Here is a 23,014-nt window from a genome sequence, read left to right on the forward strand (position 1 = left end):
GGATTACCCGGCGCGATTCAAGGGATGAAGCGGGGTTTTCCTTGGGTTTTCCGGGGCCGATCAGCCCGCCGAGCTGACGGTGACCAGCGCGGGGCGCAGCACGCGCTCGGCGATGGTGTAGCCCTTCTGCAGCACGCCCACGATGGTGTTGGGTTCCTGGCCCTGCGTCGGCACGACGGAGATGGCCTGGTGCTGGTGCGGATCGAACTTGGTGCCGGCGGCCGGCGCGATCTCGATGACCTTGTGGCGTTCCAGCGCGCTCTTGAGCTGGCGCAGCGTGGCTTCGGCGCCTTCGCGGATCTGCTCGGGGGTCACGTCCTGGATCGCCAGGCCGGCTTCGAGGCTGTCGGTGACCGGCAGCAGGCTCTCGGCGAAGGCCTCGACCGCGAACTTGCGGGCCTTGGTGATTTCCTCGTCGGCGCGGCGGCGTGCGTTCTGCACGTCGGCCTGCGCGCGCAGGTACTGGTCGGCCAGCTCCGCATTCTTCGCCTTCAGCGTCGCCAGCTCGGCCTGGGCCGCGACCAGCGCGCCCTGCGCATCGGCCTCGTTGGCGAATTGCGCCGCTTCGAGTTCTTCGGGGCTGGGTTCGCCTTGCAGCGTTTGCGGGTTCATTTCGGAGTTTTGTGGATTCGACATGCTCAAAAACCGTTGAAACGGTCGTGAAAGAAACGATTCCGAGCCAATTGGGGTCGTCGGAAGGGTTTTTCAAGACAAAAAAATGCGGCTTCATCAAGCCGCTGGCAGGAAACACTGAATTCCCTGATTGCCACCCAGTGTCTCCCGCCAGGCGAGGCGGCGCGAAGTGCCGCGAGCCCGCAGAACACCAGGACCACCGCGGAACCGGCTCTGCCGGGCCGCTGGTGGTGCCCCCGGAGGGGGGAAGGGCGCCGGCGACACGAAGTGCGCCAAGCCCCTCGGGGGGGAGCTCAATGCGCGTCGAGCAGCTCGACGTCGAACTTCAGCGTCGCGTTCGGCGGGATCACGCCGCCGGCGCCACGGGCACCGTAGCCCAGGGCCGCGGGGATGATCAGCGTGCGCTGGCCACCGATCTTCATGCCGGCCACGCCTTCGTCCCAGCCCTTGATGACCTGGCCGGCGCCCAGCGAGAACGCGAACGGATCGCCACGGTCGCGGCTCGAATCGAACTTGGCGCCCTGCACGCCGTCGTTGTAGAGCCAGCCGGTGTAGTGCACGTGCACGTGCTGGCCGGCCTTGGCTTCGGCGCCTTCGCCGACGACGGTGTCTTCGTATTGCAGGCCGGAGGGGGTGGTGGGCATGGGCATTCCTTGAGGATGAAAAGGGGTTGGAGGAAAGGCGGGGAGTTTAACGATCGAGCGTGTCTCTGCCCGCAGGACGGGATGCCGTCGCTGCGCGGCGATGCTCAAAGAGAGGGGAAAGGCGTGGCGGGCGGCGTCGGCGCAGCCTCGGCCACCGCCGCGGAGGCGGCCTTCTTGGCCTGGCCCGCCTGCCATTTGGCGGCAAAGGCCTGCAGGTCCGACAGCCGCCGCAGCAGGTCCTGGCCGCTGAGCGTCAGGCTGTAGCCGTCGCCGCCGTGGATCACCACGCCGGCTTCGCGCAATTCCTTGATGCGGGTGTTGAGCGTGTTGGGCGTGATGCCGCCCACGCTGTCCTGCAGCAGGCGGAAGGTCTGCGCGTGGCCGTCCCGCAGCGCCCAGAGCACGCGCAAGGCATAACGGGCTTCCAGCAGCGCGAGCAGCTGGTTGACGGCAGCGTTTTCCTTGGAGCTCATCGGTGTCGTGGACGAAAAAGGGGCGGCAATGTCGGCGGCGCGAAGGGGCCGGCGACTATAGCGCAGAAGCGGTTCTGCTACTGCTTTGGTAGCTGAATCGCGACGCGCAGTGCGGGTTTGCGCGCATCGGGCTCAGGGCTGGGGGTGTTGCGCCATGACTTCGCCCAGCCGCACCGGGCCGCCCGGCGCCCACGCGGGGTTGAAGGCCAGATCGCGCGAGGGAAACAGCATCACCACCGTCGAGCCCAGCAGGAAACGGCCCATTTCCTCGCCCTGGCGCAGCACGATCTGCGTATCGTCGTAACGCCATTCGCGCACCTCGCCGCCGCGCGGCGGGTTGATCACGCCATGCCAGACGGTCGCCATGCTGCCGACGATGGTCGCGCCCACCAGCACCAGCACGAAGGGGCCGTGCGGGCCGTCGAACACGCACACCGTGCGCTCGTTGCGGGCGAACAGCCCCGGCACGCCGCGCGCGGTGGTCGGGTTGACCGAGAACAGGTCGCCCGGCACGTAGATCATGCGGCGCAGCCGGCCTTCGCAGGGCATGTGGATGCGGTGGTAGTCGCGCGGGCTCAGGTAGAGCGTGGCGAAGCTGCCGTGCGCAAACTGCGCGGCCAGCGCCGCGTCGCCACCGACCAGCGCGGTGGCCGTGCAGTGGTGGCCCTTGGCCTGGAACAGCTGGCCGTCGGCGACCGGGCCGAACTGGCTGATCGCGCCGTCCACCGGCGACACCAGGTCGGCGGGGGCGATCGGCCGCGCGCCCGGCTTGAGCGCGCGCGTGAAGAAGTCGTTGAAGCTCGCGTAGCTGGCGATGTCGCTGTCGAGCGCCTCGGCCATGTTCACGTCGTACTTGGCGACGAAGCGCCGGATGATCCAGGTCGTGACGGCGCCGCGCTCCTTGCCGGCGACCCAGCCGGCGAAGGAAGTCAGGGCCTGCTTGGGCAGGACGTATTGGGGGAGGACGGAGAGGCGATCGGACACGTGGGGCGGGCAGAAGCAGAAGCGGCAGGACCGGGCATTCTAGGAAGCTTGCGGCCCGGCGCGCCTATCGATTGCCCGGGGCTCGTGTGGCGACCGGCCGGCCTCAGGGTGCCAGCCGTTCGCGCAGCCACTCGCCGCCGGCTTCGTCGTGCCGGTAGCGCAGCCGGTCGTGCAGCCGGCTCTTGCGGCCCTGCCAGAACTCCCAGCGCTCGGGCACCAGCCGGTAGCCGCCCCAGTGCGGCGGGCGCGGCGGCGACAGCAGGTGCCGGGCGGCGGCCAGGGCCGCGTTCTTCACCAGCACGTCGCGGCCGCTGATCACCTCGCTCTGCGGGCTGGCCCAGGCGCCCAGGCGCGAATCGAGCGGGCGGCTGGCGAAATAGGCGTCGCTCTCGGCATCGTCGACCTTTGCCACCCGGCCCTCGATGCGCACCACGCGCTCGAGCTCGACCCAGTGGAACTGCAGCGCGGCGTAGGGGTTGCCGCCCAGCTCCTGGCCCTTGCGGCTCTGGTAATTGGTGAACCAGACGATGCCACGCGCGTCGTAGCCCTTGATCAGCACGATGCGGGTCGAGGGCCGCAGGTCGCTGCCAACGGTGGCCAGCGTCATGGCGTTGGGCTCGGGCACCTGGGCCTCGATGGCTTCGCCGAGCCAGCGCTCGAATTGCTGCAGCGGGTCGGCCGCGCTGCGGACTTCGTCGAGTTCGGCGCGCTCGTAGCTCTTGCGCAGCGCGGCGAGGGAATCGTTGGGAGAGGTCATGACGCGATTGTCGACGCGCGGGATACTTCGCGCATGAACGCCATCGCCTTGCCCACCGTGATCGTGCTGGCCTCCGGCCGCGGCGACCGCTTTCGTGCCTCGGGCGGCACGGTGCACAAGCTGGCGGCGCTGCTCGGCGGACGGCCGTTGCTGGAGCACACGCTGACCGCAGTGCGCGCGAGCGGGCTGCCCTGGCATCTGGAAGACGCCGGCCATCCGGGCATGGGCGATTCGATCGCGGCGGCGGTGCGCGCCACAGCCGATGCGAGCGGCTGGCTGATCCTGCCGGCCGACCTGCCGCTGGTGCGGCCTGCCACGCTGCGGCGCGTGGCCGAGGCGCTGGCGCAGGGCGCGCCCGCCGTGCAGCCCAGCCATGCGGGCCGGCGCGGGCACCCGGTGGCTTTTGGCGCTGCCTCGCGCGAGGCGCTGCTGCAGCGCACGGGGGAAGTGGGCGCGGCGCCCGTACTTCAGGCGCTGCGCGCGCGCGGGGAGGTGCGCGAACTCGCGCTCGACGACGTCGGCATCGTGACCGACGTCGACACCCTGGCCGACCTCGCGGCGGCCGAGGCGCTCTGGCGGGAACTCAACCCTTCGAGATGACCGCGCAGGCGATGCGCGGGCCGGAATTGCCGGCCGGCTGTGTCGTGAAGTCGTCGCGGTCGCGGTGCACCACCAGCGCGCGACCCAGCACGTTGTTGGCGGCGCCGTCGGTCAGCGAGATCGAATGGTCGTCGACACGGAAGCGCGCCACGCCGCTGGCGTCGGCCATCAGGCTCGGCAGTTCGCCCGCATGGCTGCCCGGAGCGGCGAACTTGCCGTGGATGCCGCCGGCCGGATTGAAGTGGCCGCCCGAGGCATTGCCGTTGTCGCCGCAGTCGCCTTTTTCGTGGATATGGAAGCCGTGCTCGCTGTTGGGCGCCAGGCCGCGCACCTCGCCGGCCACGCGCAGGCCGTGGTCGAGCGGGGTGAAGGTCACCTTGCCGATGGTCGGGTTGGGCGAGATCGCCGCGGTGGGGGCGAGTTCGGCGACGGCGCCCGAGCCGCCCATGGTGGCGCAGCCTGCGAGGCCGACGAGGGCCAGCCCGGCAAGGGTGGCGGAAATGAGGCGGAAGGTCATGGTTTCTCCTGGGAAGTGTGAGGGACGGCCGCGGGCGCGGTGTCGGGCGAGGCGTCAGGCGCTGAGCTCCTGTATAGCGGAGTCGGCGGCGGACCGCCATCGGTCCGCGCCGACAGTTCGGCCTCTGCCAGCAGCAACAAGCGGGCCAGGGCCCGGTCATGGATCGCATGGCGCCGCAGTTCGAGCAGCGTCTGGCGCGCGTAGTCCAGCGAGCTGCCGTAGCGGCCCGTGGCGCTGCGGAAGATCTGCCGGTAGCGTTCCTCGCTGAGTTCGCCGGTGAAGTTGGGGCTGCGCCGCGACAGCGTGAAGGCCAGCGCGCGCACCGGTCCGTCGGGCGTGATGCAGTCCAGCCAGCGCGGGTCGTAGACGCCGGTGGGCATCTCGCGCAGCCAGAGCTGGCCCAGCGTCTCGAGCCCGATCGCGGCCGGCACGCGGAACACCACGCCGCGGCAACTGCCGCCCGACAACAGCCCGAACACCAGGCCCGGGTTCTGCAGCGAGCCGCGGTTGACCCGGCTCCACATCTTGAGTGCCCGGTGCCAGCCATGCACCCGCGCCGGGCGGCGCTCGGTGAAGTCGAAGTCGGGGCGCCAGATCAGCGAGCCGTAGCCGAACAGCCAGAGGTCCTGCTGGCCGCCCCATTGCGCGATGGTGTGCTCGAGCATCGGCCGCGGATCGCGCACCGGTTTGAGCGCCGGGTCGAGGCCCGGCAGGCCGGTGTCGCCGGCGGACGGGGACGGCGGCGCCGGGGCACCTACAATTTCAGGGTCATGGATCACGAACCTATTATTTACCGGCCTCTTTCCTTCGGAGAACATCGCATGTCATCCAGCAGCGACGACGACAGCCAGCAGCGCTTCGCCCTCGGTTTCCTTTTTGCCTTGATTGCGCTGGTGGTCTTCACCGTCGTGGGGGTGTCGGTCTTCAATTACGGCATGGGTGGCGCGACGCCGCCCACCGCGCAGGACAGCGGCCTGCCCGTGACCCAGGTCGAGCCGGCCGAAGCCCCGGCACCGGTGCCGGCGCCCGGCAGCACCGTGACCACCGAGACCGTGACCGTCGTCATTCCCGAAGGCGCGAGCATCCAGGTGGTGGGCGGCGTGGTGAACTTCTACTTCGCCACCGGCAGCGCCGACCTCGCCCCGGGCGCGGCCGAGGCACTGGCTGTGGTGATCAAGGGCATCGAAGGCGGCCGCAAGGCGGCGATCTCGGGCTTCCACGACACCACCGGCGACGCCAAGATCAACGAAGAGCTGGCCAAGCTGCGCGCGCAGACCGTGCGCGACGTGCTGGTGGGCCTGGGCGTTCCCGCCGACAAGGTCGAGCTGCAGAAGCCCGTGGTCGGCACCGGCTCGGGCGACAACGCCGAGGCGCGCCGCGTCGAGGTCAAGCTGCTGGACTGATCCTCCTCAGCCTCCCTGAAGAAGCCCGGCCAGCCCGGGCTTTTTCTTGGGCGTTCGCTGGCTCAGGTGCTGCCGCGCACCACGAGCTCATAGGCCAGTTCGACGCAGCCGGGCTGCGGCAGCGTGCCGCGCATCAGGCCCAGCAGCATCTCGGCGCCGGCCCGGCCGACCTCGCTGCGCGGCGTGCGCATGGTGGTCAGCGGCGGCACCATCTGGTCGCTGCCGGCCAGGTCGTTGAAGCCGGCCATGGCGACGCGCCCGGGCACCGGCACCTGCAGGCGATTGGCGGCCAGCAGCCCGCCCTGCGCGATGTCGTCGTTGCAGAAGAAGATGGCATCGATGTCGGGCATGCGCTGCAGCATCTCCTCGAACAGGCGCGCGCCCAGCGCGATCGACGAGCGCTCCGGGCTCAGCATTTCGAGCCGCGCGTCGTAGAGGCCGGCTTCGCGCAGGCAGCGGCGGTAGCCCTCGGCGCGCTGCATCACGCGCGGGTCGAGCTGGGCGCCGCAGAAGGCGATGTGCCGGTGCCCGCGCTCCAGCAGATGGCGCGTGACTTCCGCGCCTGCATCCACCTGCGAGAAGCCCACGCAGGCCACGCCGGGCGCGGTGCTGGTCTCCATCAGGTGCACGCAGGGCACGCCGCTGTGGGCGATCAGCTGGCGCGCCGTCTCGCTGCGGTCGAAGCCGGTCACCAGCAGGCCCGCGGGTCGGTGGGGCAGGTAGGTGCGCAGCAGCAACTCTTCTTCGGCGCTGTCGTAGTGCGTCACGCCGATGAAGGGCTGGTAGCCCTCGGGGAACAGTGTGCGGTGCACGGCTTCGAGCAGGTCCACGAACAGCGTGTTCGACAACATCGGCACCAGCACCAGCACCTGGCTGCTGCGCTGCGAGGCCAGCGCACGGGCGGCGGGATCGGGCACATAGCCCAGGCGCTCGGCCGCTTCGCGCACGCGCAGGGTCAGGGCCGGGTCGACACTGCGCTCGCCGCGCAGCGCGCGCGAGACGGTGATCGGGCTGACGACCGCGGCGCGTGCCACGTCGTCGAGGGTGATGCGGCCACTGGAGCGGCGAGGGCGGCGGGTCGCGTCGGTCAAGGGGAGGGGGGAGTTCGGGGAATCGTCCAATTGTTCGTTAGGATAGCGCTATCCTCCAAAGGGTCAAAGCGGGCATTCCGACATCCGGATCGGGTACGCTCAGCCTGTTCCCGCCAGGGAAAATGTGCAGAAAGACCATGGCCGCCATGGCAACGGGCCCTTCGCAGGGTTTTTTTCGTCCCCCGATGGACAGCGCTATCTCACACTTTAAACCCCAGGCGACCGTCGTCATGGGCGTCTCCGGCTGCGGCAAGTCCAGCGTCGGCGCGGCCTGCGCCGAGGCGCTGGGCTGGGCGTTGCAGGAGGGCGACGCGTACCACGCGCCCGAGAGCGTCGCCAAGATGCGCGCGGGGACGCCACTGACCGATGCCGACCGCGCGGGGTGGCTCGACCGGCTGGCCGGGCTGTTGGCATCGTCCGGCGACGGCGCCGGCCAGGTGCTCACCTGTTCCGCGCTGCGCCGGCGCTACCGCGACCGGCTGCGCCTGGCGGTGCCGCGCCTGGGCTTCGTGTTCCTGTCCCTCGGCTACGACGAGGCGCTGGCGCGGGTGCAGGCACGCGCCGGCCACTTCTTCTCGCCGGCACTGGTGGCAAACCAGTTCGCCACGCTCGAATCGCCCGCGGGCGAGCCGGGGGTGCTGGTGCTGGACGCCACGCGGCCCGTGGCCGAACTGGTCGACGCCGTCGTCGCCTGGGCCGCAGTGCCTTCCTCTTCATCACCTGCGTCGCGCACGGTCCGGGGTTTACCATGAAGGCCCCAGCCAGCCGGCGCATCCACAGCCCCAGCATGCCACTCCACGACACCGTCCAAGCCGTCACCCGACGCATCCGCGAACGCAGCGCGCCCACCCGCGCCGCCTACCTCGAACAGATCGAAGCCTACGGGCAGCGCGACCGCGGCTCCGACCGCATGGGCTGCGCCAACGTGGCGCATGCCGTGGCCGGCGTGCCCGCCAACGACAAGTTGCGCATCGTGGCCGAGCGCCGGCCCAACATCGGCATCGTCACCGCCTACAACGACATGCTCTCGGCCCACGCGCCGTACCAGGGCTACCCGGACATCATCAAGCACGAGGCGCGCCGCCTCGGTGCCACCGCGCAGGTCGCGGGTGGCGTGCCGGCCATGTGCGACGGCGTGACCCAGGGCACGCCGGGCATGGAGCTCAGCCTGTTCAGCCGCGACACGATCGCGATGGGCACGGCGATCGCGCTCACGCACGACATGTTCGACGCCGCGCTGATGCTCGGCGTGTGCGACAAGATCGTGCCCGGCCTGCTGATCGGCGCGCTGCACTTCGGCCACCTGCCGACCGTGTTCGTGCCGGCCGGCCCGATGCCCTCGGGCCTGTCGAACAACGACAAGGCCAAGGTGCGCGAGAAGGCCGCGCAGGGCCTGGTCGGCCGCCAGGGCCTGATGGACGCCGAGATGGCGGCCTACCACGCGCCCGGCACCTGCACCTTCTACGGCACGGCCAACAGCAACCAGATGCTGCTCGAGGCCATGGGCCTGCACGTGCCCGGCACGGCCTTCATCCAGCCCGGCAACGCGATGCGCGAGGCGCTCACGCGCGAAGCGGTGCGTACGGTGCTCGGCCAGGCTTCGACGGCCGCCTTCCAGTGCCCGCCGATCGGCCGCCTGGTCGACGAGCGCGCCATCGTCAACGCGATGGCCGCGCTGCTGGCCACGGGCGGCTCGACCAACCACCTGATCCACTGGGTCGCGGTGGCGCGCTCGGCCGGCATCCTGATCGACTGGAACGATTTTTCCGAGCTCTCCGACGTGGTGCCGCTGCTCACCCGGGTCTATCCCAACGGCAGCGCCGACGTCAATGCCTTCCAGGACGCGGGCGGCCCGGGCTACGTGATCGGCGAACTCGTCGGTGCCGGCCTGATGCACGCCGACGTGCTGACCGTGCGCGCGGGCGGCATCGCCGAATTCGCCAACATCCCGACCATGACCGGCGAGCCCTCGGCCGAAGGCGTGCTGCACTGGCATGCGGCCGCGCCGTCGAAGAACGACGCGGTGGCCCGGCCGGTGTCGGCGCCCTTCAGCCCCACCGGCGGCCTCAAGCTGCTCAAGGGCAACCTCGGGCGCAGCGTGATCAAGGTGTCCTCGGTGCCCGACGACCGCCATGTGGTCGAAGCGCCGGCGCGCGTGTTCGATTCGCAGGCCGCGCTGCAGCAGGCCTTCACCGCCGGCGAGCTCGACCGCGACGTGGTCTGCGTGGTGCGCTGGCAGGGCCCGCAGGCCAACGGCATGCCCGAACTGCACAAGCTCACGCCGCCGCTGTCGGTGCTGCAGGGCAAGGGCTTCCGTGTGGCCCTGGTCACCGACGGCCGCATGAGCGGCGCTTCGGGCAAAGTGCCTGCGGCCATCCACGTCTCGCCCGAAGCCGCGGCCGGCGGCCCGCTGGCCAAGGTGCGCGACGGCGATGTGATCCGCCTCGACGGCGTGGCCGGCACGCTGGCCGTGCTGGTGCCCGAGGACGAATGGGCGCAGCGGGAAACCGTCAAGATGCCCGAGGCGCAGCGCCTGGCCGACGGCCGCGGCCTGGGCCGCGAATTGTTTGCGGGCATGCGCCGCAACGCATTGACAGCCGAAGAGGGCGCCTGCTCGTGGCTTTGAGCGGCACCCTGAATCTCCAGAACACAGCAACAGTGGAACCCTGACATGAACGAAAAACTCACCGCCCTCGACGTGATGCGCGACGCCCCGGTGATCCCGGTGATCGTGCTGCACGACGTGGCCCATGCCGTGCCGCTGGCGCGCGCGCTGGTGGCCGGCGGCATCCGCATGCTCGAAGTCACGCTGCGCACGCCGCAGGCGCTGCAGTGCATCGAAGCCATCGCGAAGGAAGTGCCCGAAGCCGTGGCCGGCGCCGGCACCATCCGCAGCGCGGCCGATGCGCAGGCCTCGGCGCTGGCGGGCGCGAAATTCGGCGTGAGCCCGGGCTACACCCGCGCGGTCGGCAAGGCCTGCCACGACCTCGGCCTGCCGCTGCTGCCCGGCGTGGCCACCGGCAGCGAGATCATGACGGCGCAGGAAGACGGCTACCAGCAGCTCAAGTTCTTCCCTGCGATGCAGGCCGGTGGCCTGCCGATGCTCAAGGCCTGGCAAGGACCCTTCGGCGACGTGACCTTCTGCCCCACCGGCGGCATCCATGCGGGCAATGCGGCCGAGTTCCTGGCGCTGTCGAACGTGGCCTGCGTGGGCGGTTCGTGGATCGTGCCGAACGACGCCATCCTGGCCGGCGACTGGGCGCGCATCGAGCAACTCGCGCGCGAAGCCTCGCAACTGCAACGCTGAGGTCCGCCATGCTGCAGAAGCCCGAAGCGGCCGAGCTCAAGGTCATCGCCTTCGATGTCTTCGGCACGGTGGTCGACTGGCACGGCGGCATCGCGGCCGAGGCCGAGCGCATGGTCCCGGGCGTCGACGGCAGCGCCTTCGCGCTGGCCTGGCGCGCCGGCTACCAGCCTGCGATGCGCGGCGTGATGCAGCGCATCGCCGAAGGCGAGGGCGGCTTCACATTGCTCGACGAACTGCACCGCAGCATCCTCGAGACGGTGCTGCGCGACTTCAGCATCACGCACCTCGACGCGGCGCAGAAGCGCGAGCTCAACTGCGCCTGGCACCGCTTGCCGGCCTGGCCCGACGCGGTGGCGGGCCTGACCCGGCTCAAGTCGAAATACATCATCTGCAGCCTGTCCAACGGCAACATCGGCCTGCTCACCGAGATGGCCAAGAACGCCGGCCTGCCCTGGGACTGCGTGCTGTCGGCCGAGGTCTTCAAGGCCTACAAGCCCGACCCGCGCACCTACCTCGGCGTGGCCGCGGTGTTCGACACCACGCCCGGCCAGGTCATGCTTGCGGCCGCGCACCACGACGACCTGGCGGCCGCGCGTGCCTGCGGCCTGCGCACCGGCTACATCGAACGTCCGCACGAGTTCGGCCCGGGCCAGTCCAAGGACGTCTCGCCGCAACCCGACAACACGCTGCACGCGCGCGACATCGGCGCGCTGGCCGACCTGCTGGGCTGCTGAGCCGGCGGGGCCCGTCGCCGGGCTATACCTTGGTATAGCCCGGCGATACATCGGGCGCGCAATCACATCCCCCGAGCTCCTGGTTTTCCCTTGTAACGGCAGGCAAAATTCGCTTCGTCATCGAGACGAACAAACGAGTCTCGACGACCCCAAAGGATCTTTCAACCATGCCCAGCGACAGTCGTCGAAGCGTGTGCCGTTGAGACCGTCCGGTCGAGCCTGAACCCTCACGCTCGCCTGCGGCGGCCTGTTCGGCGCGTCGACAAGGTGAGATATGAACACTGCCAACACCGAACCCGCAGCCGTCGCCTTCGCGCGCCGGCGTGCCGTGCCGGGCATCCACACCGCAGGAGGCCGCCATGGATCCCGACCCTGAGCGGCGCCGCCGCGCGCCGACTGCATTCGCACCCCGTCCCATGAACTTTGCATATCCGGCGCCGGTCCGGAGGCCCGCACGCACCTGAACGCGTGAGGACGCCTCCGCGGCCGCGTGGCCGAAGGAGATCCTCATGCTGTTTCGTACCCCTCGTTTCCACGACGCACTGCAGCGCGCGCTGCGTGCCGCCATCGCCTCGCACCGCAGCGCCGTGCTGTGCGAGCTGCTTGCCGTCCATGGCCAGCAGGCCTGTGCGCTGGCGCTGGCCGACCTCTCGACGCGCGTCATCGCCGATGCGCTGTCCATGCTCTCCGTCACCGAACGCGCCGGCGTGCTGCGGCACCTGCCGCGCGATGCGCGGGCCCGGCTCGCGGCCGCCGGCGGCATCGTGCACGACACCGCGCATGCGCCGGCGGTCATGCCGCGCCTGTCGCCATTCGCCCTTCTGGTCGGCCGGCTGCAGGCCTGAGCTGCGGCCCGACCCCCTTCACCCGTCCCCGATCCCCCAGGAGAAATCCGATGAAAAAAGCCCGTCTCGTGATCGCCGTCGCCATCGTCTGCGCCGGCAGCACGCTGCTCACGGCCTGCGATGTCAAGAAACTGCTGCCCGGTGCCGCCGCGGCCGAAAGCCATGCGGCGCCGGCGCACGGCCTGCAGCATGAAGGCCACCTGCTGATCGTGCCCGAGGCCTCGCCGCTGCGCCACAGCCTGCAGGTCGATGCCGTCCGGCAGCAGGCGCTGGCCCAGGGCATCGACGCGCCGGGCGTGATCGAGGCGCTGCCCGAGAAGCTGGTGAAGGTGACACCGCCCCTGGCCGGGCGCATCGTCAAGCTGCACCGCACGCTGGGCGACGCGGTCAAGGCCGGCGACGCGCTGTTCACCCTCGACTCGTCGGACCTCGGAACGGTCTACAACGAGCATGCCAAGGCCCAGTCGGCCCTGCTGCAGGCCCGGCGCGAGTTCGAGCGGCAGAAGGCGCTGTTCGACGGCGACATCTCGGCGCGCAAGGACTACGAGGCCGCGCAGCTCGCGCTGGCCGCGGCCGAGAACGATGCGCGCGCCAGCGCCGGCCGGCTGGCCCAGCTGGGCGTGGTCGCCGATGCCAGCTCGCACCGCGAATACGTGCTGCGTTCGCCCATCGCCGGCCGCGTGGTCGACATGGCCGGTGCGCAGGGCGGCTACTGGAACGACATCACGGCGCCGATCATGACGGTGGCCGACCTGTCGACGGTCTGGCTCTCGGCCAGCGTGCCGGAGAAGGAGATGGCGCAGGTGTTCCCGGGCCAGAAGGCGCGCATCACGCTCAACGCCTATGCCGACCAGCCGGTCGAGGGCCAGGTGAAGTACGTGGGCGACCTGCTCGACACCGAGACCCGCACGGTCAAGGTCCGGGTTGCCATCGACAACCGCGACGGCCGCATCAAGCCCGGCATGTTCGCGCGCGTGAGCTTCGCGGGCGTGAGCCGCCCGACCCTGGTGGTGCCGGCCTCGGCCGTGCTGCAGAGCGGCCTCTACACGCGGGTGTTCGTCGAGAAGACGCCCTTCCATTTCGAGTCGCGCGTGGTCAGCGTCGGCGCCAGCGTGCCGGGCAACGGCGTCGAAGTGCTGGCGGGCCTTTCGGCCGGCGAGCGCGTCGTGGTCAAGGACGGAGTGCTGCTCAATGATTGAGCGCATCGTCACTACCTGCTTCCAGCGCCGCGGCATCGTCTGGCTGCTGTTCGTCTTCGTGGCGCTCTACGGCGTCTGGAGCTGGAAGCAGCTGCCGGTCGAGGCCTTTCCCGACATCGCCGACGTCACCTCGCAGATCGTGACGCAGGTGCCGGGCCTGGGCGCCGAGGAGGTCGAGCAGCAGATCACCATCCCGCTGGAACGCGCGCTGCTGGGCACGCCGGGCATGCACGTGCTGCGCTCGCGCAGCCTGTTCGCGCTGTCGCTGATCACCGTCGTGTTCGAGGACGGCACCGATGGCTACTTCGCCCGCCAGCGGCTGCAGGAACGCATGAACAGCGTCACGCTGCCCTACGGCGCCACGCCGGGGCTGGACGCCTACACCTCGCCCACGGGCGAGATCTACCGCTACACGCTGGAGTCGAAAACGCGCAGCCTGCGCGAGCTGTCGGAGCTGCAGTTCTGGACCGTGATCCCGCGCCTGAAGAAGGTGCCCGGGGTGGTCGACGTCACCAACTTCGGCGGCCTCACGACGCAGTTCACGCTCGAGCTCGAACCCGAGCGGCTGACCGAGTACGGCCTCACGCTGCAGCAGGTGAAGGATGCGCTGACCGCCAACAACGCCAACGGCGGCGGCAGCGTGGTCGACCGCGGCGAACAGAGCTACGTGGTGCGCGGCGTGGGCCTGCTGCGTTCGCTCGACGACATGGGCAACGTGGTGGTCAAGTCGAAGAACGGCGTGCCGGTGCTGGTCAAGGACCTGGGCAAGCTGGTCTACGGCAACGTCGAGCGCCGCGGCATCCTGGGCAAGGACGACAACCTCGACACCATCGAAGGCATCACGCTGCTGCTCAAGGACTTCAACCCGTCGGTGGCGCTGGCCGGCGTGCACGAGGCGGTGCGCGAGCTCAACGAGAGCCTGCTGCCCAAGGACGTCAAGGTGGTGGCCTACCTGGACCGCACCTCGCTGATCGAGGCCACGCTGCACACCGTGGGCGGGACGCTGACCGAGGGCATGGTGCTGGTGAGCGTGGTGCTGCTGCTGTTCCTGGGCAGTCCGCGCGCGGCGGTGATCGTGGCGCTGACCATCCCGCTGTCGCTGCTGATGGCCTTCATCTTCATGCACCACTTCAAGGTGCCGGCCAACCTGCTGTCGCTGGGCGCGATCGACTTCGGCATCCTGGTCGACGGCGCGGTGGTGCTGGTCGAGGGCATCCTGCGCCGGCGCGAGGAGGAGGAGGGCCGCATGCTCACGGCGCGCGATGCGATCACCGCCACGCTCAAGGTGGCGCGCCCGCTGTTCTTCGGCATGGGCGTGATCATCGCGGCCTACCTGCCGCTGTTCGCCTTCCAGCGCATCGAATACAAGCTGTTCTCGCCCATGGCCTATGCGGTCGGCGCGGCGCTGTGCGGTGCGCTGGTGGTCTCGCTGACGCTGATCCCGGGCCTGGCCTGGCTGGCCTTCCGCAAGCCGCGGCGCATCTTCCACAACCGGCCGCTCGAGGCGCTGGGCCGGGCCTACCGCCGCTTCCTCGAGCGCGCGGTCGGCAAGACCCGCTGGGTGCTGCTCGTGTGCCTGGCGGCCGTGGCCGGGCTCGGCGTGCTGGGCGGCACCATCGGGCGCGACTTCCTGCCGTACCTCGACGAGGGATCGTTGTGGCTGCAGGTGACGCTGCCGCCGGGCATCACGCTGGACAAGGCCTCGGAGATGGCCAGCGAACTGCGCCGCGCGACGCTGGAATTCCCCGAGGTCAGCTACATGGTGACCCAGACCGGGCGCAACGACGACGGCACCGACTACTTCACACCTTCGCACATCGAGTCCAGCGTCGGCCTGCATCCCTACAAGGAGTGGAAGTCGGGCATGAACAAGCAGGCGCTGATCGCCAAGCTGGGCGAGCGCTACGCGCAGATGCCCGGCGTGACCGTCGGCTTCATGCAGCCCATGATCGATGGCGTGCAGGACAAGCTGTCGGGCGCGCACAGCGACCTCACGGTCAAGGTCTTCGGCAACGACCTGGCCGAGGTGCGCGGCGTCGCGCAGCAGGTGGCCCACACGCTGGAGGGCGTGCCCGGCGCGGCCGACGTGGCGCTCGACGTGGAGCCGCCGCTGCCCAACCTCAAGATCGAGCTCGACCGCGCTGCGGCCGCGCGCTACGGCCTCAACGCCGCCGACGTGGCCGACCTGATCTCCACCGGCATCGGCGGCTCGCCCGTGGGCCGGCTCTACGTGGGCGAGAAGAGCTACGACATGACGGTGCGCTTCCCGACGGCCGCGCGCTCGAGTCCCGACGCGATCGGCAACCTGATGCTCACCACGCCCAACGGCGCCAAGGTGCCGCTGTCGGAAGTGGCCCACATCAGCACGGTCTCGGGCGAGAGCGTGATCGTGCGCGAGATGGCGCGGCGCCACATCGTGGTCAAGCTCAACGTGCGCGGCCGCGACCTGTCGAGCTTCCTGGCCGAGGCGCAGCCGCTGGTCGACCAGCAGGTGCACTTCGACGCCCAGCGCATCCAGCTGGCCTGGGGCGGGCAGTTCGAGAACCTGCAGCGCGCCGAGGCGCGGCTGCTGGTGATCCTGCCGATGACGCTGGGCCTGATGTTCATGCTGCTGTTCGGCGAGTTCCGCAACCTGCGCCAGCCGCTGCTGGTGCTGGCCGCGGTGCCGCTGGCGATGCTGGGTGGCCTGGCCGCGCTGCACCTGCGCGGGATGACGCTCAGCGTCTCCAGTGCGGTCGGCTTCATCGCGCTGTTCGGCGTGGCGGTACTCAACGGCGTGCTGATGATCGCGCAGATCAACCGGCTGCGCAGCGAGGAGGGCAAGCCGCTGCGCGAGGCGGTGCTCGAAGGCGCGGCCAGCCGCATGCGGCCCGTGCTGATGACCGCCACCGTGGCCGCCTTCGGCCTCACGCCGGCGATGCTGGCCACGGGCCTGGGCAGCGACGTGCAGCGACCGCTGGCCACGGTGGTGGTGGGTGGCCTGATCACGGCCACGGCGTTGACGCTGCTGCTGCTGCCGGCGCTTTACCACCTGATCGAAGCGCGCGCGGCCCGCCGGCAACCGGCCGACAGCCGCGCCGAAGACGGCATCGACGGGATGCCCGAACTGGCCCAGGGAGAAGTCTGATGACGATGAAGAAGCGAATCACCGGCACCGCGGCCCTCGCGTTGCTGCTGGCTGTCGGCGGCTGCGCCGTCAGACCGGATTTCCAGAAGCCCGAGGCGCCTGCGACCCGTGGCTACACCGCCGAGCCGCTGCCCGCGCAGACGACCTCCGCACCGGGCATCGCGGGCGAGGCCCAGCGTTTCGTCGAAGGCCAGGACGTGCCCGCGCAATGGTGGCGCGTGTTCGGCTCGGACGCGCTCGACGCGCTGGTGGCCTCGGCCCTGCGCGCCAACCCGGACCTGCAGGCCGCGCAGGCGGCCCTGCGCGCGGCGCAGGAAGGCGTGGCCGGGCAGCGCGGCGAGGCGCTGCCCAAGCTCGACCTGCAGTTCACGCCGACGCGCCAGCGCGTGGCCAACCCGCTGGCCAGCCCGGCCGAGTCGGGCGCCTCGCTCTACACGCTGCACAGCGCGCAGCTGAACATCAGCTATGTGCCCGACGTGTTTGGCGCAAACCGGCGGCAGGTCGAGGCGCTGACGGCGCAGGCCGACGTGCAGCGCTTCCAGCGCGAGGCCGTCTACATCACGCTGACGACCAACATCGTCAATGCCGCGATCCAGGAGGCGTCGCTGCGCGCGCAGTGCCAGGCCACGCGCGACCTGATCGCGCTGTCGACGCAGCTGCTCGACATCACGCGCCGCCAGCATGCGGCCGGCCAGCTCGGCGGCATCGAGGTGGCGGCGCAGGAGTCGGCGCTGGCGCAGGCCGAGGCGGTGCTGCCGGGGCTGGAGAAGCAGCTCGCGCAGCAGCGGCACCTGCTGGCCGTGCTGGGCGGACGCCTGCCCAGCGAGGACGTGGCGCCGCGCTTCGAGCTGGCTTCGCTGGTGCTGCCGCAGGAACTGCCGCTGAGCCTGCCGTCGCGCCTGGTCGAGCAGCGCCCGGACATCCGCGCGGCGCAGGCCCAGCTGCACGCGGCCAGTGCCCAGGTCGGCGTGGCCACTGCGGCGCGGCTGCCCAGCCTCACGCTCACGGCCAACGTGGGCAGCTCGGCGCTGGCCTTGTCGCAGCTGCTGGGCAGCGGCACCGGCTTCTGGTTCATCGGCGGCGGGCTGGCTCAGCCGATCTTCCACGGCGGCACGCTGCTGCACCAGCAGCGCGCGGCCGAGGCCAGCTACGAACAGGCGGCGGCGCAGTACCGAAGCACCGTGCTGACGGCGTTCCAGAACACCGCCGACACGCTGCAGGCCATCGTCAGCGACGCGCAGACCCTGCGCGCCGCCGCAGCCGCGGAAGCCGCATCGCGCAAGAGCCTGGGCTACGCACGGCGGCAGCGCGAGCTCGGCGCCGGCGGCGCGGCCGAGCTGATCCTGGCACAGCAGACCCATCAGCAGGCCGCGAGCACGCTGATCCAGGCCCAGGCCAGCCGCTTCACCGATGCGGTGGCGCTGTTCCAGTCGCTGGGCGGCGGCTGGTGGAACGTGGCCGCGGCGGACACGCCGCACTGACGCAACGCGCGGCGTGAGGCCGGTGGTCCTCGCGCTGTTTCCCTCGCGGGCAGGCATCCCCGATGTCGGCCTGCGATCGCACCACGGCGCCGCCTTTATCGCCCGGCGCCATCACGGGCCCGCCTTCGCGGCGGAGGCCCAGGGAGTCATGGCATGAAAATCATTGGAAAAGTCTTCCGCAACTGGTTCGGCGGCGTGCTCGAGCGGCGGCACATCTCGGCGCTGTTCAACCGCGCGGCGCTGCCGCACACGGTGGGCGGGCGCGGCGCCGCCCAGGGCGTGCCGGAGCAGGTCTCGCGCGACATGCTCCGGGCCGCGAGCGACGACCTGCCCGGCGTGCTGGTGCGCGCCGGCTCGCACGAGGACGGGCTGAGCGCAGCCGAAGCGGCCGAACGCCTCGAGCGTTTCGGTGCCAACGAGGTCGCGCACGAGAAGGCGCTGTCGCCGTGGCGGCATCTGTGGCTCTGCTACAAGAACCCGTTCAACCTGCTGCTGACCGCGCTGGCGGTGGTGTCCGACGCCACCGGCGACATGAAGGCGACGGTGGTGATCGGCACGATGGTGGTGCTGAGCACGCTGATCCGCTTCGTGCAGGAAGGGCGCTCCAACCGCGCGTCGGCGCGGCTCAAGGCGATGGTCAGCAACACCGCGACCGTGATCCGGCGCGGGGCCGGCGACAGGCCGTCCGGCTTCGGCCCGCAGGGCCGGCGCGCGGCCGGCCAGATGGAGGTGCCCATCCGCGACCTGGTGCCCGGCGACCACATCGTGCTGTCGGCCGGCGACATGATCCCGGCCGACTGCCGGCTGATGACCGCCAAGGACCTGTTCGTGGCCCAGGCCGCGATGACCGGCGAATCGCTGCCGGTGGAGAAGTTCGCCGAGGACGGCAACGGCTTCGTCTCGGTGCTCGAGGCGCGCAACCTGGTGTTCATGGGCACCAACGTGGTCTCGGGCTCGGCCACGGCGCTGGTGGTCGCGACCGGCAACGGCACCTACTTCGGCACGCTGGCCACGCGCGTGACCCGCAGCGACCGCGCGCCGACCGCCTTCGAGGCCGGCGTCAACAGCGTGGTCTGGCTGCTGATCCGCTTCGCGCTGGTGATGGTGCCGCTGGTGCTGGTGATCAACGGCTTCACCAAGGGCGATTGGATGGAGGCCTTCCTGTTCGCGCTCGCGGTCGCGGTCGGGCTGGTGCCCGAGATGCTGGCGATGGTCGTGACCTCGACGCTGGCCAAGGGCGCGGTGCTGCTGTCGCGCAAGAAGGTGATCGTCAAGCGGCTCGACGCGATCCAGAACTTCGGCGCGATGGACGTGCTGTGCACCGACAAGACCGGCACCTTGACGCAGGACAAGATCGCGCTCGAGCGCCACACCGACCCCTTCGGCCATGCGTCGCAGGAGGTGCTCAAGTTCGCCTACCTCAACAGCCACTACCAGACCGGGCTCAAGAACCTGCTCGACCGCGCGGTGCTCGAGCATGTCGAGCTGCAGACCGAGCTCAAGCTGGCCGAGGACTACCGCAAGGTCGACGAGGTGCCCTTCGACTTCGAGCGCCGCCGCATGTCGGTGGTGGTGTCGGAGCGCGAGGACCATCACGAACTGATCTGCAAGGGCGCGGTCGAGGAGATGCTGGCGGTCTGCACGCGGGTGCGCAACGCCACCCGCGCGGGCCATGAGGACCTGCCGATGGACGCGCGCCTGCTGACGCACGTGCGCCGGATCACGCAGCAGCTCAACGCCGACGGCCTGCGCGTGGTCGCGGTGGCGATGAAGGAGCTGCCGGCCACGCAGGTCGCCTATTCGGTGGCCGACGAGGCCGAGCTGACGCTGGTGGGCTACATCGCCTTCCTCGATCCGCCCAAGGACTCCGCCGCGCCGGCCCTGCGCATGCTGGCCGAGCACGGCGTGCAGGCCAAGGTGCTGACGGGCGACAACGAACTGGTCACGGCCCGTGTGTGCGAGCAGGTGGGGCTGGCGGTGGGCACCGTGCTGCTGGGCCCGCAGGTCGAGCGCATGAGCGATGCGGCGCTGGCGCAGGCGGTGGAAGCGCACCAGGTGTTCGCCCGGCTCACGCCGCTGCACAAGGAGCGCATCGTGCGCGCGCTGCGCGCCAACGGTCACGTGGTCGGCTTCATGGGCGACGGCATCAACGACGCGCCGGCGCTGCGGGCGGCCGACATCGGCATCAGCGTCGACAGCGCGGTGGACATCGCCAAGGAGGCAGCCGACATCATCCTGCTGGAGAAGAGCCTGATGGTGCTGGAGCAGGGCGTGATCGAAGGCCGCAACACCTTCTGCAACATGCTCAAGTACATCCGCATGACCGCCAGCTCGAACTTCGGTAACGTGTTCTCGGTACTGGTGGCCAGCGCCTGGCTGCCCTTCCTGCCGATGCTGCCGCTGCAGCTGCTGGTGCAGAACCTGCTCTACGACATCTCGCAGACCGGCATTCCCTTCGACAACGTCGACCCGGAGCTGGTGAAGAAGCCGCTGCGCTGGAACCCCGCGGACATCGGCCGCTTCATGGTCTTCTTTGGGCCGATCAGCTCGGTCTTCGACCTGGTGACCTTCGGTGTGATGTGGCACTTCTTCGATGCGAAGACGCCCGCGCAGCAGACCCTGTTCCAGACCGGCTGGTTCGTGGTGGGCCTGCTCACGCAGACCCTGGTGGTGCACATGATCCGCACGCCCAAGCTGCCCTTCATCGAGAGCCGCGCGGCGCCGGCGCTGATGGCCATGACGCTGGCGATCATGGCCGCGGGCATCGCGCTGCCCATGAGCCCGCTCGCCGGCTACTTCGGGCTGCAGCCGCTGCCGCTGGCCTACTTCCCGTGGTTGGCCGCGATCCTGTTGGGCTACTGCGTGCTCGCCACCGTCATGAAGCGCTTCTATATTCGGCGCTTCGGCTGGCAATGAGACGCCTCACGCGAAGGACCCGCACCCCATGCAAGCGCTGCAGAACCTGAACCTGAGCTCGATGCTCGACACCTTCGTGAGCCTCTCGACGGCCTTCGCGCTGGGCGGCCTGATCGGTTTCGAGCGCCAGGTGCGCCAGCGCACCGCGGGCCTGCGCACCAACACGCTGGTGGCGGTGGGCGCGGCGGTGTTCGTGGACATGGCGAACCGGCTGGGCGGGCACGAGGGCGCGGTGCACGTGGTGGCCTACGTGGTCTCGGGCATCGGCTTCCTGGGCGCCGGCGCCATCATGAAGGAGGGCGCCAACATCACCGGCCTGAACACCGCCGCCACCCTGTGGGGCTCGGCCGCAGTCGGCGCCTGCGCCGGCGCCGACCTGATCGGCGAGGCCCTGTTGGCCGCGCTGTTCGTGCTGGCCAGCAACACCTTGCTGCGGCCGGTGGTCAACCGCATCAACCGCAACCCGGTGCAGGAGGAGTTCAGCGAAGCGACCTACGTCGCCTACGTGATCTGCTCGCGCGGCGTGCAGGCGGAGGTGCGGGAGAAACTGCTCGAGTTGCTGGAGGCCGCCAGCTATCCGGTGCGCGACGTCGACCAGCACCCCTTCGGCCAGGTGGATGCGGAGATCGAGGCCACGCTCTACGCCACGGCCGTGCAGGCCGAGGAACTCGACCGCGTGATGGCGCAGCTCGAAAGTCTGCCGGGGGTGCAGCAGGCGTTTTGGAATGCGGGGGCGGAGGGCTGAGGGCCACGAGGCCCTGGTGACCTGATGACTAAATGTTCACTGTCATTGCTAGTGCCTGAGACAGCGCAAAAAATCTGAGACGCAGCATTGAAGTCTGAGACGACCGGGTCTGCCGGGTAATCTGTGTTGCCGCTGCAAGCCCCCGTTCGGTGGCTGCTATCGCCGCCAAGAGCGGCAGTTGTGTTGATCGGACTCTAGATCTACGCGCTACCGATATAAGGAGGCAGCGTACTTTCGTGCTTCTCGGTATATGTCGATTTGTACGTGCTTCGCGCGGGAGCGATAGGCCATGCGCCCCACATCCCAGAAAGAGCCTTGACGAGTCAGGTGGAGACGCTCTCTTCGGCAGTAACGTCCTTCGAGAAGCGGGTGCGTGCGACGGTCCTGAGTGCCGGGACCTCCTTCTCGAAGGTCTTCTCCATCTTGCGCACGTGAGCAACCAGCCAGTCAATCATCGCCTGCCAGGTCTCCCGGTTGTGGCCCTCGAAGGGCGCCGCACATTCGATGAGAGAGACCTTCTTGTCGTCCATACGCCGCCAGATCAACTCGCTACCGAAGGCGGCCTCCACATGCTCGCGGCGGGTATACAGATAGTCAAAAAGTGCCTTGTTCGCCTCCTTGGAGCGCGTACTCAGGGCGAAGTCAACACGAGCCTCGTCCCGATTGAAAATCATCGAGTAGTGAACTCCCCCCATGCCAGACCCTGCATTTAGCCAATGGTCTCGACTTGGGCTCACGTTGCTGTAGAGCTCGATGTTCGCCTTGGTCAACGCCTCAAGGGTCGCGTGCCAGAAGTCTGTGCGCAGCTGGTGCCTGGTGGCTTGACCCCGTTCGGAGGAAAGCTCTTCGGTCTCTTTCTCAGAGATTCCAATCATGAGCTCTTCGGCTTCAGGTAACGGGATGACCTGTTCGACTGTCAAGAACAGGTCTACGCCGTCCTTGAAAGGCGTGGCGCGAAAGCACTTCACGAAGACCCGGTGCTTGAGCAACCACAAGACTGTCGAAGTCACCTCCTTGCGAAACTGCGCGGCCACCATGATGAGCCGCTGGTCATTGCCAGGATTGAGCACCACCTCGGCGAACTCCTCTTGGTCCAAGAATTCGCAGATGAGCGCTTTTGCATCGCGCCCCGGCCCCGACTTGTCCAGGTGTTTCTGGAAGATCTCCGCGATCTGGGATTTGGACAAGGTAGAACAGTAGGAGGCGTACTTCAGCGCCTGCCAGACGACGTCACGTCCCGAGTCGTCGAGCTTGTTCTCGATGATGACCAGATTCCCGCTTTTATCGATGGCCAGAAGGTCAAGGCGCTCTCGCGTGTCGTCAAATCCGTCAAACTCTTTCTGGATGATCAGCAACTCCTCGCCAAGCGCATCTGGTTGATTGGCCAACCACTCTTGCAGGTGGTGCCGCTCGGTGAAACCCAGGTCGGAGAAGCTGACCTCTTTGAGTTTGACGATGCGGTTGGACGTTGAGTTAATGCGGTACATGGGAGCCTGTCGTTGCAACGATTGCCGAGAAGTCTAGCGTCAGCGAGCTTCAATTTGCCGGCAGATATTCC

21 protein-coding genes are annotated in these 23,014 nt (G+C 69.3%); 12 read left to right on the forward strand and 9 right to left on the reverse strand.

The genetic code is table 11. The annotated features are described in order from the left end of the window. Positions 1-60 precede the first annotated feature (60 nt). The 5 genes from grpE to pdxH form a co-directional block, all read right to left on the reverse strand. Positions 61-612: a nucleotide exchange factor GrpE gene (gene grpE, locus K0H49_RS29335; protein WP_257625278.1), complete on the reverse strand. Its 552-nt coding sequence runs from the start codon at positions 610-612 to the stop codon at positions 61-63. Between the two features lie 314 nt (positions 613-926). Then, on the reverse strand, positions 927-1,283 hold the full coding sequence (locus tag K0H49_RS29340; RefSeq protein ID WP_219220259.1) for an FKBP-type peptidyl-prolyl cis-trans isomerase: 357 nt from the start codon (positions 1,281-1,283) through the stop codon (positions 927-929). 98 nt (positions 1,284-1,381) lie between these two features. Continuing rightward, entirely contained in the window at positions 1,382-1,750 is a 369-nt protein-coding gene (locus K0H49_RS29345) for a winged helix-turn-helix transcriptional regulator (protein WP_219220260.1), read from the reverse strand. 132 nt (positions 1,751-1,882) lie between these two features. After that, positions 1,883-2,734: an archaetidylserine decarboxylase gene (gene asd / locus K0H49_RS29350; protein ID WP_219220262.1), complete on the reverse strand. Its 852-nt coding sequence runs from the start codon at positions 2,732-2,734 to the stop codon at positions 1,883-1,885. Positions 2,735-2,837: 103 nt separating this feature from the next. Further along, a complete protein-coding gene (gene pdxH, locus K0H49_RS29355) occupies positions 2,838-3,491 on the reverse strand; it encodes a pyridoxamine 5'-phosphate oxidase (protein WP_219220264.1) in 654 nt (217 codons plus the stop codon). Positions 3,492-3,524: 33 nt separating this feature from the next. Between pdxH and K0H49_RS29360 the strand changes: the two genes are divergently transcribed. Further along, positions 3,525-4,091 (forward strand): nucleotidyltransferase family protein, encoded by a 567-nt coding sequence (locus K0H49_RS29360; RefSeq protein ID WP_219220265.1) that lies wholly within the window; start codon positions 3,525-3,527, stop codon positions 4,089-4,091. Here the strand turns inward: K0H49_RS29360 and K0H49_RS29365 are convergent. Then, the gene (locus K0H49_RS29365) at positions 4,075-4,608 is read right to left on the reverse strand and encodes a superoxide dismutase family protein (RefSeq protein WP_219220267.1); all 534 of its coding nucleotides are present in this window, start codon (positions 4,606-4,608) and stop codon (positions 4,075-4,077) included. The two genes, K0H49_RS29360 and K0H49_RS29365, sit on opposite strands and share 17 nt — an antisense overlap. Further along, entirely contained in the window at positions 4,605-5,387 is a 783-nt protein-coding gene (locus K0H49_RS29370; RefSeq protein ID WP_374122441.1) for a gamma-glutamylcyclotransferase, read from the reverse strand. Before K0H49_RS29370 ends, K0H49_RS29365 begins: the two co-directional genes overlap by 4 nt. Positions 5,388-5,429: 42 nt before the next feature. On the opposite strand from K0H49_RS29370, the gene K0H49_RS29375 reads away from it, so the two are divergent. Next, positions 5,430-6,011: an OmpA family protein gene (locus K0H49_RS29375; protein WP_219220271.1), complete on the forward strand. Its 582-nt coding sequence runs from the start codon at positions 5,430-5,432 to the stop codon at positions 6,009-6,011. Between the two features lie 62 nt (positions 6,012-6,073). Here K0H49_RS29375 and K0H49_RS29380 read toward each other — a convergent pair whose 3' ends face one another. Further along, positions 6,074-7,102: a LacI family DNA-binding transcriptional regulator gene (locus K0H49_RS29380; protein WP_219220272.1), complete on the reverse strand. Its 1,029-nt coding sequence runs from the start codon at positions 7,100-7,102 to the stop codon at positions 6,074-6,076. A gap of 230 nt (positions 7,103-7,332) precedes the next feature. Between K0H49_RS29380 and K0H49_RS29385 the strand changes: the two genes are divergently transcribed. The 10 genes from K0H49_RS29385 (at position 7,333) to K0H49_RS29430 (ending at position 21,456) form a co-directional block, all read left to right on the forward strand. Continuing rightward, positions 7,333-7,854: a gluconokinase gene (locus K0H49_RS29385; RefSeq protein WP_219220274.1), complete on the forward strand. Its 522-nt coding sequence runs from the start codon at positions 7,333-7,335 to the stop codon at positions 7,852-7,854. A 35-nt stretch (positions 7,855-7,889) separates the two neighbouring features. Continuing rightward, positions 7,890-9,728, forward strand: coding sequence for a phosphogluconate dehydratase (gene edd, locus K0H49_RS29390; protein WP_219220276.1), 1,839 nt, complete (start codon positions 7,890-7,892; stop codon positions 9,726-9,728). 45 nt (positions 9,729-9,773) lie between these two features. Further along, positions 9,774-10,409, forward strand: coding sequence for a bifunctional 4-hydroxy-2-oxoglutarate aldolase/2-dehydro-3-deoxy-phosphogluconate aldolase (eda, locus tag K0H49_RS29395; protein ID WP_219220278.1), 636 nt, complete (start codon positions 9,774-9,776; stop codon positions 10,407-10,409). 8 nt (positions 10,410-10,417) lie between these two features. Next, entirely contained in the window at positions 10,418-11,143 is a 726-nt protein-coding gene (locus tag K0H49_RS29400) for a haloacid dehalogenase type II (RefSeq protein ID WP_219220280.1), read from the forward strand. Between the two features lie 509 nt (positions 11,144-11,652). Then, positions 11,653-11,988 carry a hypothetical protein gene (locus tag K0H49_RS29405; protein WP_219220282.1) on the forward strand — a complete coding sequence of 112 codons (336 nt, stop codon included), beginning with the start codon at positions 11,653-11,655 and terminating at the stop codon, positions 11,986-11,988. A gap of 50 nt (positions 11,989-12,038) precedes the next feature. Then, positions 12,039-13,187: an efflux RND transporter periplasmic adaptor subunit gene (locus tag K0H49_RS29410; protein WP_219220284.1), complete on the forward strand. Its 1,149-nt coding sequence runs from the start codon at positions 12,039-12,041 to the stop codon at positions 13,185-13,187. Then, positions 13,180-16,314, forward strand: a complete 3,135-nt coding sequence (locus tag K0H49_RS29415) for an efflux RND transporter permease subunit (RefSeq protein WP_219220286.1) — start codon at positions 13,180-13,182, stop codon at positions 16,312-16,314. The genes K0H49_RS29410 and K0H49_RS29415 overlap by 8 nt, the downstream gene beginning before the upstream one ends. 5 nt (positions 16,315-16,319) lie before the next feature. Continuing rightward, positions 16,320-17,795, forward strand: coding sequence for an efflux transporter outer membrane subunit (locus K0H49_RS29420; RefSeq protein ID WP_219220427.1), 1,476 nt, complete (start codon positions 16,320-16,322; stop codon positions 17,793-17,795). Positions 17,796-17,948: 153 nt separating this feature from the next. After that, positions 17,949-20,711, forward strand: a complete 2,763-nt coding sequence (mgtA, locus tag K0H49_RS29425) for a magnesium-translocating P-type ATPase (RefSeq protein WP_219220288.1) — start codon at positions 17,949-17,951, stop codon at positions 20,709-20,711. Between the two features lie 28 nt (positions 20,712-20,739). Further along, entirely contained in the window at positions 20,740-21,456 is a 717-nt protein-coding gene (locus tag K0H49_RS29430; RefSeq protein WP_219220290.1) for an MgtC/SapB family protein, read from the forward strand. Between the two features lie 323 nt (positions 21,457-21,779). On the opposite strand, the gene K0H49_RS29435 is transcribed toward K0H49_RS29430, so the two are convergent. Continuing rightward, entirely contained in the window at positions 21,780-22,943 is a 1,164-nt protein-coding gene (locus K0H49_RS29435; protein ID WP_219220292.1) for a DUF4268 domain-containing protein, read from the reverse strand. Positions 22,944-23,014: the final 71 nt, after the last annotated feature.

Source organism: Variovorax boronicumulans (assembly GCF_019352895.1).
In the GTDB taxonomy this organism is placed as follows: Bacteria; Pseudomonadota; Gammaproteobacteria; order Burkholderiales; family Burkholderiaceae_C; genus Variovorax; species Variovorax boronicumulans_A.

Coding starts and splice junctions, on each gene's coding strand:
- grpE (WP_257625278.1), bottom strand. CDS start 612: ATGAACCCGCAAACGCTGCAAGGCGAACCCAGCCCCGAAGAACTCGAA.
- K0H49_RS29340 (WP_219220259.1), bottom strand. CDS start 1,283: ATGCCCATGCCCACCACCCCCTCCGGCCTGCAATACGAAGACACCGTC.
- K0H49_RS29345 (WP_219220260.1), bottom strand. CDS start 1,750: ATGAGCTCCAAGGAAAACGCTGCCGTCAACCAGCTGCTCGCGCTGCTG.
- pdxH (WP_219220264.1), bottom strand. CDS start 3,491: ATGACCTCTCCCAACGATTCCCTCGCCGCGCTGCGCAAGAGCTACGAG.
- K0H49_RS29360 (WP_219220265.1), top strand. CDS start 3,525: ATGAACGCCATCGCCTTGCCCACCGTGATCGTGCTGGCCTCCGGCCGC.
- K0H49_RS29365 (WP_219220267.1), bottom strand. CDS start 4,608: ATGACCTTCCGCCTCATTTCCGCCACCCTTGCCGGGCTGGCCCTCGTC.
- K0H49_RS29375 (WP_219220271.1), top strand. CDS start 5,430: ATGTCATCCAGCAGCGACGACGACAGCCAGCAGCGCTTCGCCCTCGGT.
- K0H49_RS29385 (WP_219220274.1), top strand. CDS start 7,333: ATGGGCGTCTCCGGCTGCGGCAAGTCCAGCGTCGGCGCGGCCTGCGCC.
- edd (WP_219220276.1), top strand. CDS start 7,890: ATGCCACTCCACGACACCGTCCAAGCCGTCACCCGACGCATCCGCGAA.
- eda (WP_219220278.1), top strand. CDS start 9,774: ATGAACGAAAAACTCACCGCCCTCGACGTGATGCGCGACGCCCCGGTG.
- K0H49_RS29400 (WP_219220280.1), top strand. CDS start 10,418: ATGCTGCAGAAGCCCGAAGCGGCCGAGCTCAAGGTCATCGCCTTCGAT.
- K0H49_RS29405 (WP_219220282.1), top strand. CDS start 11,653: ATGCTGTTTCGTACCCCTCGTTTCCACGACGCACTGCAGCGCGCGCTG.
- K0H49_RS29410 (WP_219220284.1), top strand. CDS start 12,039: ATGAAAAAAGCCCGTCTCGTGATCGCCGTCGCCATCGTCTGCGCCGGC.
- K0H49_RS29415 (WP_219220286.1), top strand. CDS start 13,180: ATGATTGAGCGCATCGTCACTACCTGCTTCCAGCGCCGCGGCATCGTC.
- K0H49_RS29420 (WP_219220427.1), top strand. CDS start 16,320: ATGAAGAAGCGAATCACCGGCACCGCGGCCCTCGCGTTGCTGCTGGCT.
- mgtA (WP_219220288.1), top strand. CDS start 17,949: ATGAAAATCATTGGAAAAGTCTTCCGCAACTGGTTCGGCGGCGTGCTC.
- K0H49_RS29430 (WP_219220290.1), top strand. CDS start 20,740: ATGCAAGCGCTGCAGAACCTGAACCTGAGCTCGATGCTCGACACCTTC.
- K0H49_RS29435 (WP_219220292.1), bottom strand. CDS start 22,943: ATGTACCGCATTAACTCAACGTCCAACCGCATCGTCAAACTCAAAGAG.